Source organism: Streptomyces sp. A1136 (genome assembly GCF_004795055.1).
In the GTDB taxonomy this organism is placed as follows: Bacteria; Actinomycetota; Actinomycetes; order Streptomycetales; family Streptomycetaceae; genus Streptomyces.
Genome location: NZ_SSBJ01000023.1, coordinates 99896 through 115578 on the forward strand (window position 1 = coordinate 99896; position 15683 = coordinate 115578).

The following is a 15683-nucleotide window of genomic DNA, read 5'->3' on the forward strand; positions in this document are numbered from 1 at the left end:
AATCGACATAATCCCAGGTGTTGGCAGCTCGTACCGCCTTGGCAGAGTTGTCAATGAACCCTCTTTTCACCTTGACTGCGTTGCCAACATTGCCTACGTTGATCAGGCAAGCACTGTCAAAGGAGTCGGAGGAGAGCCTGTGCGGCACCAGCTCGTGGTCTTCGACAACAGCGGCGTCCTGGTGGACAGCGAGTACCTCGCCAACCGCCTCCTCGCCGAGATGCTCACCTGCGAGGGGGTGGCGACGACCTTCGTCGACGCCGTCACGCACTACCTGGGGAAGTCCCTCGCCGACGTGTTCGCCACGGTCCGCCGGCGCACCGGCACCGACCTCCCCGAGGACTTCGGCGCCCGGTTCCACGCCCGCCTCTTCGACGTCTTCGAGCGGGAGCTGACGGCGATGCCCGGCGTCCACGCGGTGCTTGACGACCTCGATGCCCTGGGCGTGCCATACTGCGTCGCCTCCAACGACACGGTGGACCGGGTGGGCGTCACCCTCGGGCTCACCGCGCTCGCCCCGCGGCTGGCCGGACGAGTCCTGGGCGCCGATCTCGTGGCCCGGCCCAAGCCCGCCCCCGACCTCTTCCTCCTCGCCGCCGAGCGCTTCGGCGTCGCTCCCGGCGAGTGCCTCGTGATCGAGGACAGCCCCCGCGGGGTCGCCGCCGCCCGCGCCGCCGGTACGACCGTTCTCGGCCTGGCGACCCTCACTCCCCGCGCACGGCTCGCCGACGCCCACCGTGTGCTCGGCTCCCTGTCGGAACTGCGCCCGCTGCTTCCGGCCCTGTGCACGGCACCCGACTTCCTGGAAGCCCGCTGATGACCGACGACCGCCGCCTCGGCCTGCACGTCCTCGACCTCGACGGGACCCTGCTGCGCTCCGACGCCACCCTCAGCCCGTACGCCCGCGACGGGCTCAACGCCCTGCTGGACGCGGGCACGGCGTTGACCGTGGCCAGTGCCCGCAGTGCGGTGGCCATCCGCGAACTGCTCGCGGGCGTCCGGCTGACCCTGCCCGTCATCGAACTGAACGGCGCCTTCCGCACCGACCTCGCCACCGGACACCACCTCGCGCACGCCACCCTCGGCCCGGCGGCGGCGACCACCGCCCTCGACGCCCTCGCCCGACTGGCCGCCGAACCCGTGCTGACCACCTGGGACGGCTCCGGCGACCACCTGCTGTACGGCCCGTGCGCCGACCCGGCGACCGCCTGGTACATCGCCGAGAAGCGGGCGTACGCCGACCCGCGGCTGGGCGCGTACCGGGACCCGTACGCCGCGGTCGCGGGGGTGCGGACGGCCGCCCTCGTCGCCTTCGTCCCCGACGAGGAGGCCGAGGCCGCCACGGCGACACTCGAAGCGGCGCTGACCGGCGCGGCCGGCGTCATGGCGGCGGCCAACCGCTACGTCCCCGGCTGGACCGAGATCCAGATCGCGCACCCGGAGGCCGAGAAGGGCCTCGCGGTGCGCGGGCTCGCCCGGGACGCCGGACTCGCCGACGCCCGGCTGACCGTCTACGGGGACCACCTCAACGACCTGCCCATGTTCGCGGTCGCCGAGCGCGCCATCGCCCCCGCCAACGCCCATCCGCACGTACTGGCCCGGGCGTCCGTCGTCACCGCCGCCAACGACGAGGACGGCATCGTCCGGTACCTGCTCGACGGGGCCCCGCCGTGCTGATCGTCCTGGAAGGCATCGACGGCAGCGGGAAGACCACCGTGGCAAGGTTGGTCGCGGACGCCCTCGCCCCGGACGGCGCGACCCGCGCCGGAAAGCAGGACGTCGGCGCCGCCGACCCGACGACCGAGGCCCGGTCCGCGGCCCTGCGCGACCTCATCTGGTCCTCCCCCGAGGGGCAGGGGGACACCTTCGGGGCCGCCCACTGGATCCTGCTGATCGCCTCCTGGTACGCGGGCCTCGCCCGGCTCCGGGCCGACCTGGCGGACCCGGACACCGTCACCGTGATGGACGGCTGGTACTACCGCAACATCGCCAAGACCCTCGTGCGCGAACCGCTGGACCCCGGCTGGGTCGAGTCGCTCTTCACGCCCGTGCCGGAACCCGCGCTGACCGTCCTGCTGGACGTCGAACCCGACGTCGCCTGGTCGCGCCGTGACACGTTCAAGGAGACCGAGCTCGGCCGCTGGGACGGGTACACCGGCCCGGCACGCGAGTCCTTCCTCGGCTACCAGTCGGTCGTCCGCCGCGAATTGCGGCGGATGGCGGCCGAGCGCGATTGGCTCGTCCTGACCCCGCACACGAACGATCCGCCGGCACGCACCGCGGCGGCGGTGACGGCCGCGGTGCGCGCGCTGAGGAGAACCCCATGAGCCCTACCCGCGACGTGGTCGGCACCTCCGACCTCGACATCTTCGCCTGCGCGCTCGCCGGCGGCGCCGACGTACGGCCCCCCGTGGACCGACCCGACCTACTGCCCGTCGCCACCTCCCCGCTCGCCCTGCGCATCCGCAGGACCTACGAGGAGACCCGCTCCGCCGCCGGCCGCGACGTCGGGGAACCGCCGGTCTCCCGGGGCGGCCCGCTGCCCGAACCCCTCCCGTACCAAGGAGAAACCGTGATCGACTACCTCGACCAGCTCACCGTCGACTGGTCCGACTTCGAGAGGGCGGGTGAGATCACCCGCGATGTCGTCCACCGCCTCGCGGACGACAAGGAGTCCCTGCGCCGACTCGTCTACGGCGTGGAGGACAAGCCGGAGCTGCTCGCCATGTGCGAGCGCCACCAACTGCTCGACTACATCGTCTTGTACGACGCGCTGGACCGCGGCATCCGGCTACGCCTGCACATCTCGACCGAGGACCACTTCGATCGCCCCCACGACCACCGGTTCTCCTTCTCCAGCCGCATCGTGACGGGGGGCTACACCCACACCTGGTACCACATGGACGGCGACCCCTACGCCGGCGGCCCCGACCCGGAAGCGCGCCAGTACCTCAACCGACACAACCCCGACCCGCGCGCCGAGGGCCTGCTGGACCGGCTGACGCCGCACATCGTGCGCCGCGAGGAGCCGGGCAGCTGCTACACGCTGCACCACAGCGCCATCCACACCACCTTCACCACCCCCGACACCGTCTCGCTCTTCCTGCGCGGACCGGTCGAGAAGGACCGCTCCGTGATCATGGACAAGGCGGAGGGCACGTTGTGGTGGCGCTTCGGCCGCGAGAACGAGCCCGAACAGCGGCGCGAGCAGAAGGCCATGGGCCTCGCCGCGTACCGGCAGATCCGGGAGCGGCTGGAGAAGCTCGGCGTCATCTGACGTCCGACACGCCCCCTTGCCCATCGGCACCGGACGACCGGTGCCCTCCACAGGAGACCACCACCACGATGACCATCGAGACGGCAGATCGGGTACACGTCAACAACACCGTCGTCGAACTCTTCGACAGCGTCGGCCCCATCGACTGGGAGGACCTGCCCGCCGCGGCGGAGCTGACACAACGGCTCATCCGCGAGTTCGCCGCGGACAAGGCCCTGTTCCGCAAGCTCCTGCTGGCTGTCGAGCACGACCCGTACCTGTGGGCCAAGTGCGAGGAGGACTTGGTCGAGGACAAGATCGTGCTCTGGGACGACGTGGACAAGGGCCTGCGCATCAGGCTCCGGATGTCCACCGACCACCAACAGCAGCTCGCCCACAACCACCGCTTCTCGTTCACCAACCTCGTCCTGCGCGGCACCTACCTGCACCGCAATTACGTGGCCCGCAACGGCTTCGACGAGAACACCCTGCCGGACGACGTCCAGCCGCAGATGCTCCACGAGGACCGTGCGGGCGAGTGCTTCACCATCCACCACAACGCGCTCCACTCCACGCCTTTCACCGAGTTGGGCACGATCTCCCTCGTCCTGCGCGGCAATCCGGTCAAGGACCGGGCGCCGGTCATGTTCAAGGAGGCCCGCGGCCGTGACGAGGCGCTGCGTCGGTTGCAGGACGCCCCGGACCCCGGGCGCGGCGAGCTGTCGGAGATAGAGCCGGACACGGCCGAGGTCGGCACCATGTTCTGGCGCGTCGGTGAGGACCGCGAGTCCGACGAGCGCCGTGCCGAGCGTCGGATGACCAAGGAGAAGTACCACTACTGGTGCCGCCGGCTGGAAGAGCTGGGGATCATCTGAATGGCCATCCGACGGGTCACCCCGGGGCCGGGGGCAGTGCGCTACGGGCTCATCGGGCCCGGCTCCCACGCGCGGGAGAACCTGCTGCCCGCCCTGGCCGAGCTGGACGGCGCCGTGCTGACCGCCGTGGCGGCGCGGCGGCCCGAGGCCGCCGCCGAGGCGGCCCGGCGCTGGGGCGCGCGGCTGTGGACCGACGACTGGACCGATCTGGTCGAGGGCGACGGCGGCCCCGCCGTCGACTGCCTGGTCGTGGCCGGCTCCCCCGCGCTGCACGCCGAGGTCCTCGGGCGTGCGCTCGCCGCGGGCGTCAGCGTCTTCGTCGAGAAGCCGCCGGCGCCCGACACCGCCACGCTTGAACGGTTGGTCGCGGCCGAACGGGCCGCGCCGACCGGGACGGTGGCGTTCGTCGGCTTCAACTTCCCGTACGGGCAGTCCTACCGCAAGCTCCGCGACACGCTGCGCCCCCACGGGACGCTGCGCACCCTGGACGTGCGGATGGTCTCGGCCAAGCCGATGTCGCCCGTCTGGGGCAGTGCCACGGTTGAGGACAGCCTGCTTCAGGGTCTGGGCACCCATGCCGTCGACCTGGCCCTGCGGGAACTGGGCGTCCCCGACCGGATCACCGCCCGGCGCGCCGACATCGACGCGCGCAGACGCGCGTTCAGGATCCTGCTCGAATACGCCGACGGGCGACTCGCCTGCCTCCTCGTGGGCAACTACTCCAACCGCTTGGAGTACCGGTGCGAGCTGGTGACCGACGAGGGTGTGGTCGGCGGCCTCGACCACTTCAACACGCTGACGGTCGCCCGCCCGGCGACGGCTCCCGGCGCCGGCTTCCTGGACGGCAAGGAGACGCTCCGCCACGACTGGCCGGGCCGCCGCGGCGGATACGGCCGGACCGGCTACGCCACCGAACTGGAGAGCTTCCACCGGAGCGTAGTGCGGGGCGGACCCGGTGACTCGCCGCTCTCGTCGTGCCTGGACGTGTACCGCGTACTCGACGAGGTCCGCCGCCAGACGGGGGTACTCGCGTGACCCCCGCCTCCCCGCCCCTGGCGGGGCGCACCGCGCTGGTCACGGGCGGCGGCAGCGGCATCGGCCGGGCCGTGGCGATCACCCTCGCCTCGCTCGGCGCCCGGGTCGCCGTCAACCACCCGCCCGGCACCGCGCCGGACCCGCAGGACGGGGCGCGCCTGCCCGACGACAGCTTCGCGGTGGCGGCGGACGTCCGCGACCGGGAGCAGGTGGCCACCATGTTCCGTACGATCGGCCGACGCTTCGGCGGCCGGCTCGACATCCTCGTCAACAACGCGGGCGTGTTCCCGCGCGCAGGGGTCCTGGACATCGACGAGACGGGCTGGGACCTCGTCCTCGACACCAACCTCAAGGGCGCGTTCTTCTGCGCCCAGGAGGCGGCGGCGTTGATGATCCCCGAGCGTTCGGGCCGGATCGTGAACGTGGCGTCGAGCGCCGCGCTCACCGGGTCGCCGAAGGGTGCCCACTACGCGGCGAGCAAGGCCGGACTCATCGGCCTGGGCAAGTCGCTGGCGCGTGCGCTCGGCGGGTACGGCATCACGGTGAACACCGTCGCGCCGGGTGTGACGCGGACGGCCCAGCCGGGCCTGGACGAAGAGGGTTTCGAGGCCGAGGGCCGGAAGATCCCGCTGGGCCGCGTGGCCCGCGCGCAGGACGTGGCGGACGCCGTCGCCTTCCTCGCGGGTGACGCCGGCGGGTACCTGACCGGTCAGACACTGGGCGTCAACGGCGGGACGGTGATGGTCCCGTGAGCCCGTTGCCGGCCGCGGCGGCCTCCGTCCTCGCGGAGCTGACCGAACAGGCGGGCGGCCCGCCGGAACGGGTGCGGGCCAAACTCTCGCCGGTGCTGCACCCGTGGCTCCGCCGCTTCGTCGAACTGTCGCCGTACGTCGTGGTGGCGAGTTCGGACGGGAACGGTCACTGTGACGCCTCCCCCCGCGGAGGCGCTCCCGGCTTCGTCCGGGTCCTGGACGAGCGGACGCTCTTCCTCCCCGAGGAGTCCGGCAACCGCCTGTTGCAGACCTTGCGGAACCTGGAGCGGAGCCCCGGGGTCGGGCTCCTCTTCCTCGTCCCCGGTCTGCGGGAGACCGCCCGGGTCAACGGTCGGGCCGAACCGGTGGCGCGCAGCGATCCTCGGTGGGAGGCCCTGCCCCTCGACGCCGGGGAACGGGAGCGCCTGGCCTGGGGGTCGCTCGTCCACGTCGAGGAGGCCTACTACCACTGCGGGCGCGCGAGCCGGTTCGCCGACCTGTGGGACACCGGCCGGATCAACCGCAACCAGACGGATCCGCCGCTGGGCAAGCGGCCGGCCGCGACGGCAGGAGGGGAGAATCATGTGCGGCACGGTCGGTCTGTTCATGGGGTGTTCGGCGGTGAGCCTGTGCCCGAAGCAGGCGCTGTTCGCCCGACGGGATGACGGGGGCGCCACCGACGGGGGCGGTACCGGCGAGGACGGGGCCGACGAGGGCCGTACCGGCGAGGACGGGGCCGAGACGTACGTCAGCCCGTTCCGCACCTGGTACGAGCGGGCCACCGTGCGTTCCTCCGAGCGGCGCCGGCTCGACCCCCTGACCGACGGTCAGGACTTCTTCGCCCCGGAGCTGGTGCCGCTGGCCTCCCATCCGTTGATCGCGGGGCTGCGCGGCGAACGGCCCGACCTCCACCGCGAGGTACTCGTCCGGCACCTGTACCGATACTTGGACTTCACGGCGAAGCTGGAGCACCTGGTCGTCAACCGGACGGTGCTCGGCATCGCCCACGGCACGATCGGGGTGCGGGTGCCCGAGGCCATGCGGCTGGACGCCTTCAAGATCTACTGTGACGAGGCCTACCACGCGCTGTTCTCGGCGGACCTCGCGGCCCAGGTGCGCGAGGCGACCGACGTCCGCGCGGACCTGGCGCGGGTGCCGTACTTCATCACGCGCCTGCAGCGGTTCCTGGAGGAGACGCCGGACGACCTGTCGGCACTCACCGAGATCCTGTTCGTCATCGTGTCGGAGACGCTGATCACGGCCCAGCTCGCGGAGATGGGCAACGACCGCAGCGTCGCCCCGGCGGTCCGCGAGACGGTGCGCGACCACGCGTTGGACGAAGGCCGCCACCACGCGTACTTCGCCATCTTCCTGCGTCACCTGTGGGGCCAGCTGACGCCGGCCACCCGCCGCCGCGCGGCGCTTCGGGTGCCGCGGTTGATCCGCATTTTCACGGACCCCGACGTCCCGTCGGTGGAAAAGGAGATCGTCGGTTACGGGCTCCCCCGTGACGACGCCAAACAGATCGTCGCCGAATTGTTTCCGGATGCGTCCGTCACCGCGTACGCGAAAAGCGTGGCGCAACAGACGGTCCGGCATTTCGCGTCGGTCGGGGCACTGGACGACGAGCAGGTGCGCGCGGAATTCGCGGCGTACGGACTGCTCTGAGGCAAGGACGGAAGGACAGGCTGATGAAACATCTGATCACCGCCGAGGACGGCCCGCGCCTCCTCGGTCTCCTGCGCGAACAGGGGCTGCTGCCGGACGGGTACCGATGCGTGTACGCGGCCGGCTCGTTGGTGCGCGGCTGGGGCAACGAAACGAGCGATCTCGATCTCTACGTGGTGTCCGACGCGCCGGGGGCGCCGGAGGGCGTGGAGGACTTCCACCCCGTGGCCCTGACCCCCGACCGGGTGCCCGTGGCGGTCCCCACCCTGGGGGACCGGCGTGGGGACGTCGAGTACTGGTCGGCGGACCAGGTCGGGCAGGTGCTGGCGAAGGTCTCCTGGGAGGCGTACCGCGGCGAACGCGACGCCGGCGCCACCGTGAGCCAGGTCGAGCGCGACGCCCTGGTCAAGCTGGGCCACGCGATAGCCCTCGACGGTGCCCCGTGGCTGGAGGGGGCGCAGCGGCGACTGCGGTCCTCGGCCTTCGGCCGCACGATCGCCGCCCGGAGCCTCGACCTCGCCGACACGTTCGCCGAGGACGCGCTGGGCCAGCTCGGCTCGGGGGACGCCGAGAGCGCGGTGTTGACCGCGAAGCTCGCCTTCGGGTACGCCGCGGACGCGCTGCTCGCCCACCACGGGGAGTACGGGACCACCGCCAAGTGGCGGTCGAGGAAGTACCGGGCCGCGGCGCCGGCCGTGCTGCCCTTCGAGCGGTACTGGCGGATCGAGACCATGCGCGACTACGACCCCGGTGACCCGGGCCGCTGGATCGAGGACGTCATCGGCTGCGTGCGGCGCGTCTCGATGGAGGTGGAGGTCTGATGGCGGCGCAGGTCCCGGGCCACAGCGTGCCCCGGCAGAATCTGGAGGTCCGTATCCGGTCCACCGGGGGCACCATCCTGCTCGCCCGGTACGACCAGGCGTACGAGCTGCCCGAGGTGGCGGCGTTCATCTGGCGGCGTGTCAACGGCACGGACCGGGTCGAGGACATCTCCCGGGCGGTCGCCGAGCATTACGGCATCGACGACGGCACGGCCCTCGCGGACACCGCGGAGATGCTGGAGTGGCTGCGGGACGAGGAGCTGGTTCTGCTCGCCCACTGACCCGGACCTCTTACGAATTCTCGCCCGACACGGCGGGAAAAGCCGTTCTCGAAATTCGAGAACGGCTTGGAGGCGTTTCCCGAAATTCCCCGGGAAATAATTTTCCGAGCAGGGTTGCAATGGCTCGGAAATTCCGCCTAACATCAGCACATGACGCCGCACCGGATGAGCCGGGGCAGCGAAAGCCATAAAAATGAGGTGTTTCATATGAAGCAGTACAACAAGCCGCAGGCGAAGAAGGTCGACTTCTCCCGCGTGATGATGAACAACCGCTAATTACCAGCGGACCGGGGCGCCTCTTCACCATCAGAGGCGCCCCTTGTCTTTTCATGAACAGTTTTCTCCGGATTTTCATCCATGTTTTCACCCCCCACCGGAAAGGAACGGGAGCATGTGCGGACTCGGCGGTCTCGCTCGCATCGACGGGCAGGACCTCGGTGTCGAAGCCGACGCGATCCTGGCGACCATGGCCCGCACGCTGGCGCACCGCGGGCCCGACGAGGAAGAGTTGCTGCGTCGCGGGAACGTCGGCATGGCGTTCACCCGGCTGTCCCTGGTGGACCCGGAGAACGGAGGCCAGCCGCTCTACAGCGAGGACCGGTCGATCGTCCTCATCGCCAACGGCGAGGTCTACAACCACAAGGAGCTGGCGGCCACCCTGCCGGCCGGGACCCGGCTGCGCACCGGCTCGGACTGCGAGGTGCTCGTGCACCTCTACCAGCACAAGGGCCTGGCCTTCCTCGACGACGTCCGGGGCATGTTCGGACTCGTGCTGTGGGACCGGCGCCGCGACGTCCTGCTCCTCGCGCGCGACCACTTCGGGGTCAAGCCGCTCTTCTACACCCGTGACGACCGACGGATCGCCTTCGCCTCCGAGATCAAGGCGCTCTTCGCCGACCCGGCCACCCCGCGCCGCGTCGACTGGGACGGCGCCCTGGTCAACCCGACCGTGACGTCCGCGCCCTCGCTGGACCTCGGCGCACCCGCCACCTACTTCGAGGGCGTGGAGTCCGTCCCGGCCGCCACCATCCTCGAAATAGACCTGCGCGACGGCGCCACCCGGCGCCACTCCTACTGGTCCCTGCCCGACTTCGACGGGGACTCGACCCGTACCGACGAGCAGATCATCGGCGACTTCCGCGAGCTGCTCGCCGACTCGGTGCGGGCCTGCGCCACGGCGGACGTGTCCATCGGCCTCTTCCTCAGCGGCGGGGTCGACTCGGCCGCGGTCGCCGCCCTCGCCGCGGACACCACGGACCTACGGACCTTCTCCGTACTGAGCGGCTCGACCGTGGTCAACGGCGACGCCCGGCACGCCCGCATCGTCGCCGACAAGCTCGGCGTCGCCAACCACCAGATCCGGTTCGACGCCTCCCACGTGCCCACGGCCGACGAGTGGAAGCGGCTGCTGTGGCTCACGGAGATGCCCACCTGCAGCCCTGAGCAGTACTACAAGCACGAACTCCACCGGTACGTACGGGCCGAGCACCCCGAGATCAAGGGCATGCTGCTGGGCGCCGCCGCCGACGAGTTCTGCGGGGGCTACTCCACCACCACCGCCGGCGACGCCGGCTGGCACGCCTTCGAGGACGCCCTGACCGGTATGGCCCGCCGCGGCCGCTTGGACGACGGCCGGTCCCGGCTCGCGGCCTGGTGGGAGGGAGCCGAGGGCGGCCTGCTGACCGACGCCGCGCTCGACCTGTCCCGCGCGCTTCCGGGACGCGACCCGTACGGCGCGTTCGTGGCGGCCAAGATGCGCGACGTCGAGCAGTTCAACTGCTGGCACGAGGACCGTACGGCGGCGGGCAGCGGCACCGAGGCCCGCGTCCCCTTCCTCGACCGACGCCTGGTGGAACTCGTCGCCTCGATCCCGGCGGCCCGGCGCGAGCGCCTGCTGTGGGACAAGGCCATCGTCCGCCGGGCGGTCGCCGACCTGCTCCCGCCCGAGGTGACCTACCGCCCCAAGGTGCCCTTCTTCTACGGCGAGGGGGTGCAGCACACGCACCGCCCCTTCATCGAGATGCTCACCCGTGACGGCTGCGCCCTCGTCGAGGAGGCCCTCGCCACCGCGCGCGGCAGGGAGATGCTCGACGCGGACCGCGTCCGCGCCCTGCTGCGACGCCTCTCGGACGCCCCGCTCTCCGCGCACGTGGAGCGGCTCCTCCCGCTGCTCAACCTGTGCCTGCTCGACACGATGGTCGCCGAACTCCCGCCGCCGCTGGTCGAGTCCGCGGTGCTGTTGCCCGCGGTGCGCCCCGCCCACCCGTTCACCGACTGGGACACCGAGGCGCCGCGCATCGAGGAACTGGTCTTCGCGCCGTCGCGCTGGGCCCCGGAGAGCGTGCTCCGTCTGGCGGACCACGTCGAGCTTCTCCGCGACGGCTCCGGCACCGCGTACCTCGCCGTCGAGGGCTCCCTGGAGTACGTGCTCGACGCCGACGCCCCGTGGACGCTCCTGTTGCACGCCCTCGACGGCACGCGCACCCTCGCCCAGGCCTGCGCCGGCGTGGAGACCCCCCTCGAAGCCTTCCGGCAACTGCTTGACGACTCCCTTGACCTCGGGCTGCTGTCCCTGCGCACGCCGGCCGGGACCGGGACACCCACCCCCCACGAGTGAGGCAGGAACCCTTGATGACCACCGACTTCGCGATCGAGGCCGTGGACCTCGCCCGCTCCTACCGGACGCGCACCGGGTGGCTGAAACCCCAGCGCAAGACGATCGACGCCGTCCGGGGCGTCTCCCTGACCGTGGGACGGGGCGAGCTCTTCGGGCTGCTCGGCCCCAACGGCGCGGGCAAGACCACCACGATCAAGATGCTGAACACGCTGCTTCTGCCCACCGGGGGCAGCGCCCGCATCCTCGGGTACGACGTGGCCCGGCAGCCACTGGAGGTGCGTCGGCGCATCGGCTACGTCTTCGGCGGCGACCGCGGGCTGTACGAGCGGCTTTCCGCGCTCGACAACCTCCGCTACTTCGCCGAGCTGTACGGGGTCGAACCGCGCGAGCAGCTTCCCCGGATACGTGAACTCCTGGAGCGGGTCGGCCTGGAGGGCCGGGAGAAGGAACGCGTCGAGGGGTACTCCCGCGGCATGCGTCAGAAGCTCCACATCGCACGGGGCCTGCTGCACCGGCCCGACGTCCTGTTCCTGGACGAGCCGTCGATCGGGGTGGACCCGGCCGCCGCGCGCGAACTGCGCCGGATGGTCGCCGACCTCGTCGAGGGCGGCACCACGGTGCTGCTGACGACGCACTACATGGCGGAGGCGGACGAGCTGTGCGACCGCATCGCGGTCATCGCCTCGGGCACCGTGCGGGCCGAGGGCACACCCGACGAACTCAAGGACCGGGTGCGCAAGGTCGACGTCCTGGAGATCGAGGTCCACGACGCGGTCGGGGAGGAGCACCTGCGGCTGCTCCGCGACACCGAGGGGATCGAGCGGGCCACCGTCGAGACCAAGGGCACGATCGACGTCGTGACCGTCCACGCCCGACCCTCCCACGAAAACCACGCCTCGGTGCGGGCCGTGCTCGGGGACGTGCGCGTCGGCAAGGTGACCACCCGGGAGCCCACGCTGGAGGACGCGTACCTGTCCATCGTCGGCGACGCGGTGACGGAGGGCGGCGAGGGATGACGACCTACAGCACCTCCCGCGGCCCGTACCGCTTCTGGCGTCTGATGGCGGTGGGCCTGCGCACCCACGTCCTGCACCTGTCCCGCTCCGGCGTCGAGCTGGTGATGGCCGTCTTCTCGCCGCTCGTCTTCGCGACTTTGGCGGTGTACCTGTTCCGGGCCGGCGACCACCCGGACCGGCTGCTCCAGGCGGCGGTCGGCGCCGGTCTCATGGGCGTCTGGTCCGCGGTGCTCTTCGGTGCCGGCGGCGCCATCCAGGAGCAACGGTGGATGGGGACGCTCGAGACGTTGGTGTCCGCGCCGACCCGTTTCTCGCTCGTCCTGCTGCCGATCACCTTCGCCACCGCGCTCGTCGGCCTGTACTCGCTCGTGGCCACCGTGGTGTGGGGCGTCGTGCTCTTCGACATCCCCTTCACACCGGCGTCGCCGTGGCTGCTCGCGCCGGCCATGCTGGTGTGCGTCGTGGCGCTGGGCATGATGGGCATTCTCATGGCGGCCACGTTCGTCCTCCTGCGCAACGCCAACGCCCTGGCCAACGCCCTGGACTACCCGGTGTGGATGTTCTCCGGCGTACTCGTCTCGACGGCGTCGCTGCCGGCGTGGACGCGCCCCGTCACCTGGGCGCTCCCCACGAGTTGGGCCGCCCGGGCGGTACAGGCGGCCACGAGTGGCGGCGAGGTCCTGAGGCCGTCGCTGGTGGCCCTCGGCCTCGGCGCGGGCTATGCGGGCCTGGCCCTGATCGCCCTCGTCTGGGTGGAACGCCGCGCCCGCAGCGCGGGCACCCTCGCACTGACCTGAGCGCCGGAACACAGCGGAGACACAGCGATGACTGCACTGACGCGCGCCTTGCGCCTGACCTTCCACGGTGGCGGACTGTCCTACCGTGCCCTGTTCAACTGGACCACCCCGCCCATGTTCATCGGCACCCTGCTGGTGAGCCCACTGTTCCAGATCTTCTTCTTCGTCCACGTCGGACGGACTCTGGGCGTGGCCGACGACCGCTTCTACCTGCTGGGCAACGCGATCCTGGCGACGAGCGTGCCCTGCGTGTACGGCGGGATCATGGCCGTCGCCAACGAGCGCAGGTACGGCACGCTGGGAGCGGTGCTGCTCAGCCCGCGCTCCCGGGGCCTGATCTGGGGCGGCAGGGTGCTTCCTTACGTCCTCAACGGGTTCGTCGTCATGGTCTTCATGATGGGCGCGGGCTCCCTGGCACTGGGCCTGCCACTGCCGGCCTCGACCCTGCTCGGACTCGCGCAGGTCTTCGTGGTGGCCGCGGCCTCGTGCGCCCTGTTCGGCCTGACGCTGGGAGCGCTGGCGGTGCGCGTCCGGGACGTGTTCGTGATCTCGAACGCCGCTTTCACGCTGTTGATCCTTTTCAGTGGCGCGAACCTGCCTCCGGCGGCCATGCCGTCCTGGATGAACGCGATCGGTTCGTTCCTGCCGCTTTCGCACGCCATCACCGCGCTCCGGGCCCTGTTCGAGGGGGCCTCGACCGCCGGAATCCGGTCAAGTCTCGGCGGGGAGGCGGCCGTCGCCCTGGGCTGGGCGGCGGTGGCCTACGGATTGCTGCGCTTCTTCGAGTGGCGCAGCCGCGCGAACGCCGCATTGGACGTCATGTGACCCGCGAGATACATATCCTGCCAAATCTTTGACAAGTTTTGCCGCAGCATGAGGGATTGGTTTAGCCTCTCTCAAGCACGCTTCGAGCGGGTGTCCACTTGCACGGGGTTTCAATGCGCGCCTTTCGGCCGGCCGATTCGCGCTACTCAGGGGGGTTTCAAGATGAGGATGCTTCAATATGCGATCGGCGCTCTCGCCGCACTGTGCGCGGTCGCGACACTGGCAAGCGGGTCCGCTTCCGGGCAGGGCGGCCCCTTGACGGCGTCGCGGGGGGCAGGCGGCACCGCGGTCATCGACTGGCCGTAACGGCCGGACGAGAAGGATGCCGGACGGCCGGAAATTGCCGACTTGGGCAATATTTGCCAGAAGGTATCCCGATGTGAAATCATACGGGGGTGGGTCATTGGCGACCCACCCCTTTCGGGTTTTGGGTCCTATATCTCGGGAAGGCAGAGATGATCTTTCCGACAGAGGTGCGACGTGCTTGAGCAGCCTGGGTTCGGCAAGCGGCTGCGGCAGCTGAGGCAGGAGCGCGGAATTTCCCAGGTGGCACTCGCCGGAACGGGAATGTCGGCCGCTTACCTGTCGAGGCTGGAGTCCGGGGGCCGACGCCCCACCGCGCGGGCCGTGTCCTATCTGGCGGAACAGCTCGGGATTCCCGTCGAGATGTTCGAGGACGACCGCCCCGAGGACAGCCTCACCGAAGTGGTCGCCCTGATGGCCGCCGTGCCGGAAAGCGACTTCGACGCCGGTACGGGCAAGCTCCTCGCCGAAAGCCTCGCGGCGGCCGGCGACGCCGACGACCTCACCCGCTGGCACGCGCTCGCCCAACTCGCGCGGGTGTACGAGGTACTGGGTGATTTCCGCAAGGAGCGCGAGACCCTGCTCGAACTGAACGCGCTCGGCGAGAAGTTGGGCCGTGCCGCCCTCCAGAGCCGTGCCCGGATCCGGCTCGCCCGCTGCGAACGCGACCTCGGCAACGTGAAGGCCGCTCGCGACGCGGTGACCCAGGCCCTCGGCTTCAGTGACGAGCGGCGCGTGCGGGTCTCCGCCTCCGACTCGGTGCGCGCCCGGCTCCTGCTGGCCTCCTGCCAGGCCGAACTCGGCGACCTCGCCGAGGCCGCGCGGCTGGTGGACGAGGTGTGCGAGTCGCTGCGCGGGTCGACCGGCCCACTGGCGGCCCAGGCGTTCTGGAGCGCCGCGACGGTTGCCGCCCGACAGGGCAACGACGCCCGCGCCGCGGAGTACCTGACGCAGGCCATGGTCGCCATCGACAGCCGCGACGACCTCACCCTGTGGATGCGCCTCAGGCTCGCCGGCGCGTCCCTGTCCCTGGCGTCGGATCCGCCTCGCGTGAGCGATGCCGAGGAGTACCTGGCGGCGGCCGAGCCCGCGATGAAGCTCATCGGCAGTCCCCGCCACCTACAGGAACTGCGCTTCCTCCAGGCGAAGCTGGCCTTCCACCAGGACCTGCCGGACCGCACGGCGGAACTGCTCGCCGCGGGCGAGGGCGACAAGAACCTCCTGTCGTACCGCGACCAGGTCCGCTACGACGTCCTGCGCAACCTGGTCGCACTGCGCTCGGGGGACCGGCACGCCCTCGACCACCTGCGGGACATCGCCGGCCAGGTCCAGGCCTGCAACATGCCGGACCTGGCGGCCGAGGTGTGGCGGACCGTCGCCCAGAACGCGATCTGAGTCCGACGCCCGGTCCCGGCGCGACGGCCCCGACCCCGACCC

General features: G+C 70.9%; 17 protein-coding genes. All 17 read left to right on the forward strand.

Annotated elements, in window-relative coordinates:
- The first annotated feature begins 139 nt into the window (after positions 1-139).
- The 17 genes from E6R62_RS22685 to E6R62_RS22760 all read left to right on the forward strand — a co-directional run bounded on the left by E6R62_RS22685 (position 140) and on the right by E6R62_RS22760 (position 15641).
- Positions 140-817, forward strand: a complete 678-nt coding sequence (locus E6R62_RS22685; protein WP_136215344.1) for an HAD family phosphatase — start codon at positions 140-142, stop codon at positions 815-817.
- Positions 817-1677, forward strand: a complete 861-nt coding sequence (locus E6R62_RS22690) for an HAD family hydrolase (protein WP_136215345.1) — start codon at positions 817-819, stop codon at positions 1675-1677. The genes E6R62_RS22685 and E6R62_RS22690 overlap by 1 nt, the downstream gene beginning before the upstream one ends.
- Positions 1671-2327 (forward strand): hypothetical protein, encoded by a 657-nt coding sequence (locus E6R62_RS22695; protein ID WP_136215346.1) that lies wholly within the window; start codon positions 1671-1673, stop codon positions 2325-2327. Before E6R62_RS22690 ends, E6R62_RS22695 begins: the two co-directional genes overlap by 7 nt.
- Complete coding sequence (locus E6R62_RS22700; RefSeq protein ID WP_206308812.1) at positions 2324-3277, forward strand: hypothetical protein; 954 nt, start codon at positions 2324-2326, stop codon at positions 3275-3277. The genes E6R62_RS22695 and E6R62_RS22700 overlap by 4 nt, the downstream gene beginning before the upstream one ends.
- Positions 3278-3345: 68 nt before the next feature.
- On the forward strand, positions 3346-4131 hold the full coding sequence (locus E6R62_RS22705) for a hypothetical protein (protein ID WP_136215347.1): 786 nt from the start codon (positions 3346-3348) through the stop codon (positions 4129-4131).
- Entirely contained in the window at positions 4132-5166 is a 1035-nt protein-coding gene (locus E6R62_RS22710) for a Gfo/Idh/MocA family protein (protein ID WP_136215348.1), read from the forward strand.
- A complete protein-coding gene (locus tag E6R62_RS22715) occupies positions 5163-5918 on the forward strand; it encodes an SDR family NAD(P)-dependent oxidoreductase (RefSeq protein ID WP_168714147.1) in 756 nt (251 codons plus the stop codon). Before E6R62_RS22710 ends, E6R62_RS22715 begins: the two co-directional genes overlap by 4 nt.
- Positions 5915-6583, forward strand: coding sequence for a pyridoxamine 5'-phosphate oxidase family protein (locus E6R62_RS22720; protein ID WP_136215350.1), 669 nt, complete (start codon positions 5915-5917; stop codon positions 6581-6583). Before E6R62_RS22715 ends, E6R62_RS22720 begins: the two co-directional genes overlap by 4 nt.
- On the forward strand, positions 6501-7586 hold the full coding sequence (locus tag E6R62_RS22725) for a diiron oxygenase (protein ID WP_136215351.1): 1086 nt from the start codon (positions 6501-6503) through the stop codon (positions 7584-7586). Before E6R62_RS22720 ends, E6R62_RS22725 begins: the two co-directional genes overlap by 83 nt.
- Positions 7587-7609: 23 nt before the next feature.
- Entirely contained in the window at positions 7610-8407 is a 798-nt protein-coding gene (locus E6R62_RS22730) for a hypothetical protein (RefSeq protein WP_136215352.1), read from the forward strand.
- Entirely contained in the window at positions 8407-8688 is a 282-nt protein-coding gene (locus tag E6R62_RS22735) for a PqqD family protein (RefSeq protein WP_136215353.1), read from the forward strand. The genes E6R62_RS22730 and E6R62_RS22735 overlap by 1 nt, the downstream gene beginning before the upstream one ends.
- Positions 8689-8838: 150 nt before the next feature.
- Positions 8839-8964, forward strand: a complete 126-nt coding sequence (locus tag E6R62_RS41805) for a hypothetical protein (protein WP_276615644.1) — start codon at positions 8839-8841, stop codon at positions 8962-8964.
- Between the two features lie 115 nt (positions 8965-9079).
- Positions 9080-11305, forward strand: a complete 2226-nt coding sequence (asnB, locus tag E6R62_RS22740; RefSeq protein WP_136215354.1) for an asparagine synthase (glutamine-hydrolyzing) — start codon at positions 9080-9082, stop codon at positions 11303-11305.
- Positions 11306-11319: 14 nt separating this feature from the next.
- Positions 11320-12321 (forward strand): ABC transporter ATP-binding protein, encoded by a 1002-nt coding sequence (locus tag E6R62_RS22745; protein WP_136215355.1) that lies wholly within the window; start codon positions 11320-11322, stop codon positions 12319-12321.
- Entirely contained in the window at positions 12318-13118 is an 801-nt protein-coding gene (locus E6R62_RS22750) for an ABC transporter permease (protein ID WP_136215356.1), read from the forward strand. Before E6R62_RS22745 ends, E6R62_RS22750 begins: the two co-directional genes overlap by 4 nt.
- A 27-nt stretch (positions 13119-13145) precedes the next feature.
- Entirely contained in the window at positions 13146-13943 is a 798-nt protein-coding gene (locus E6R62_RS22755) for an ABC transporter permease (RefSeq protein ID WP_136215357.1), read from the forward strand.
- 480 nt (positions 13944-14423) lie between these two features.
- The gene (locus tag E6R62_RS22760; protein ID WP_136215358.1) at positions 14424-15641 is read left to right on the forward strand and encodes a helix-turn-helix domain-containing protein; all 1218 of its coding nucleotides are present in this window, start codon (positions 14424-14426) and stop codon (positions 15639-15641) included.
- The last annotated feature ends 42 nt before the right edge of the window (positions 15642-15683 follow it).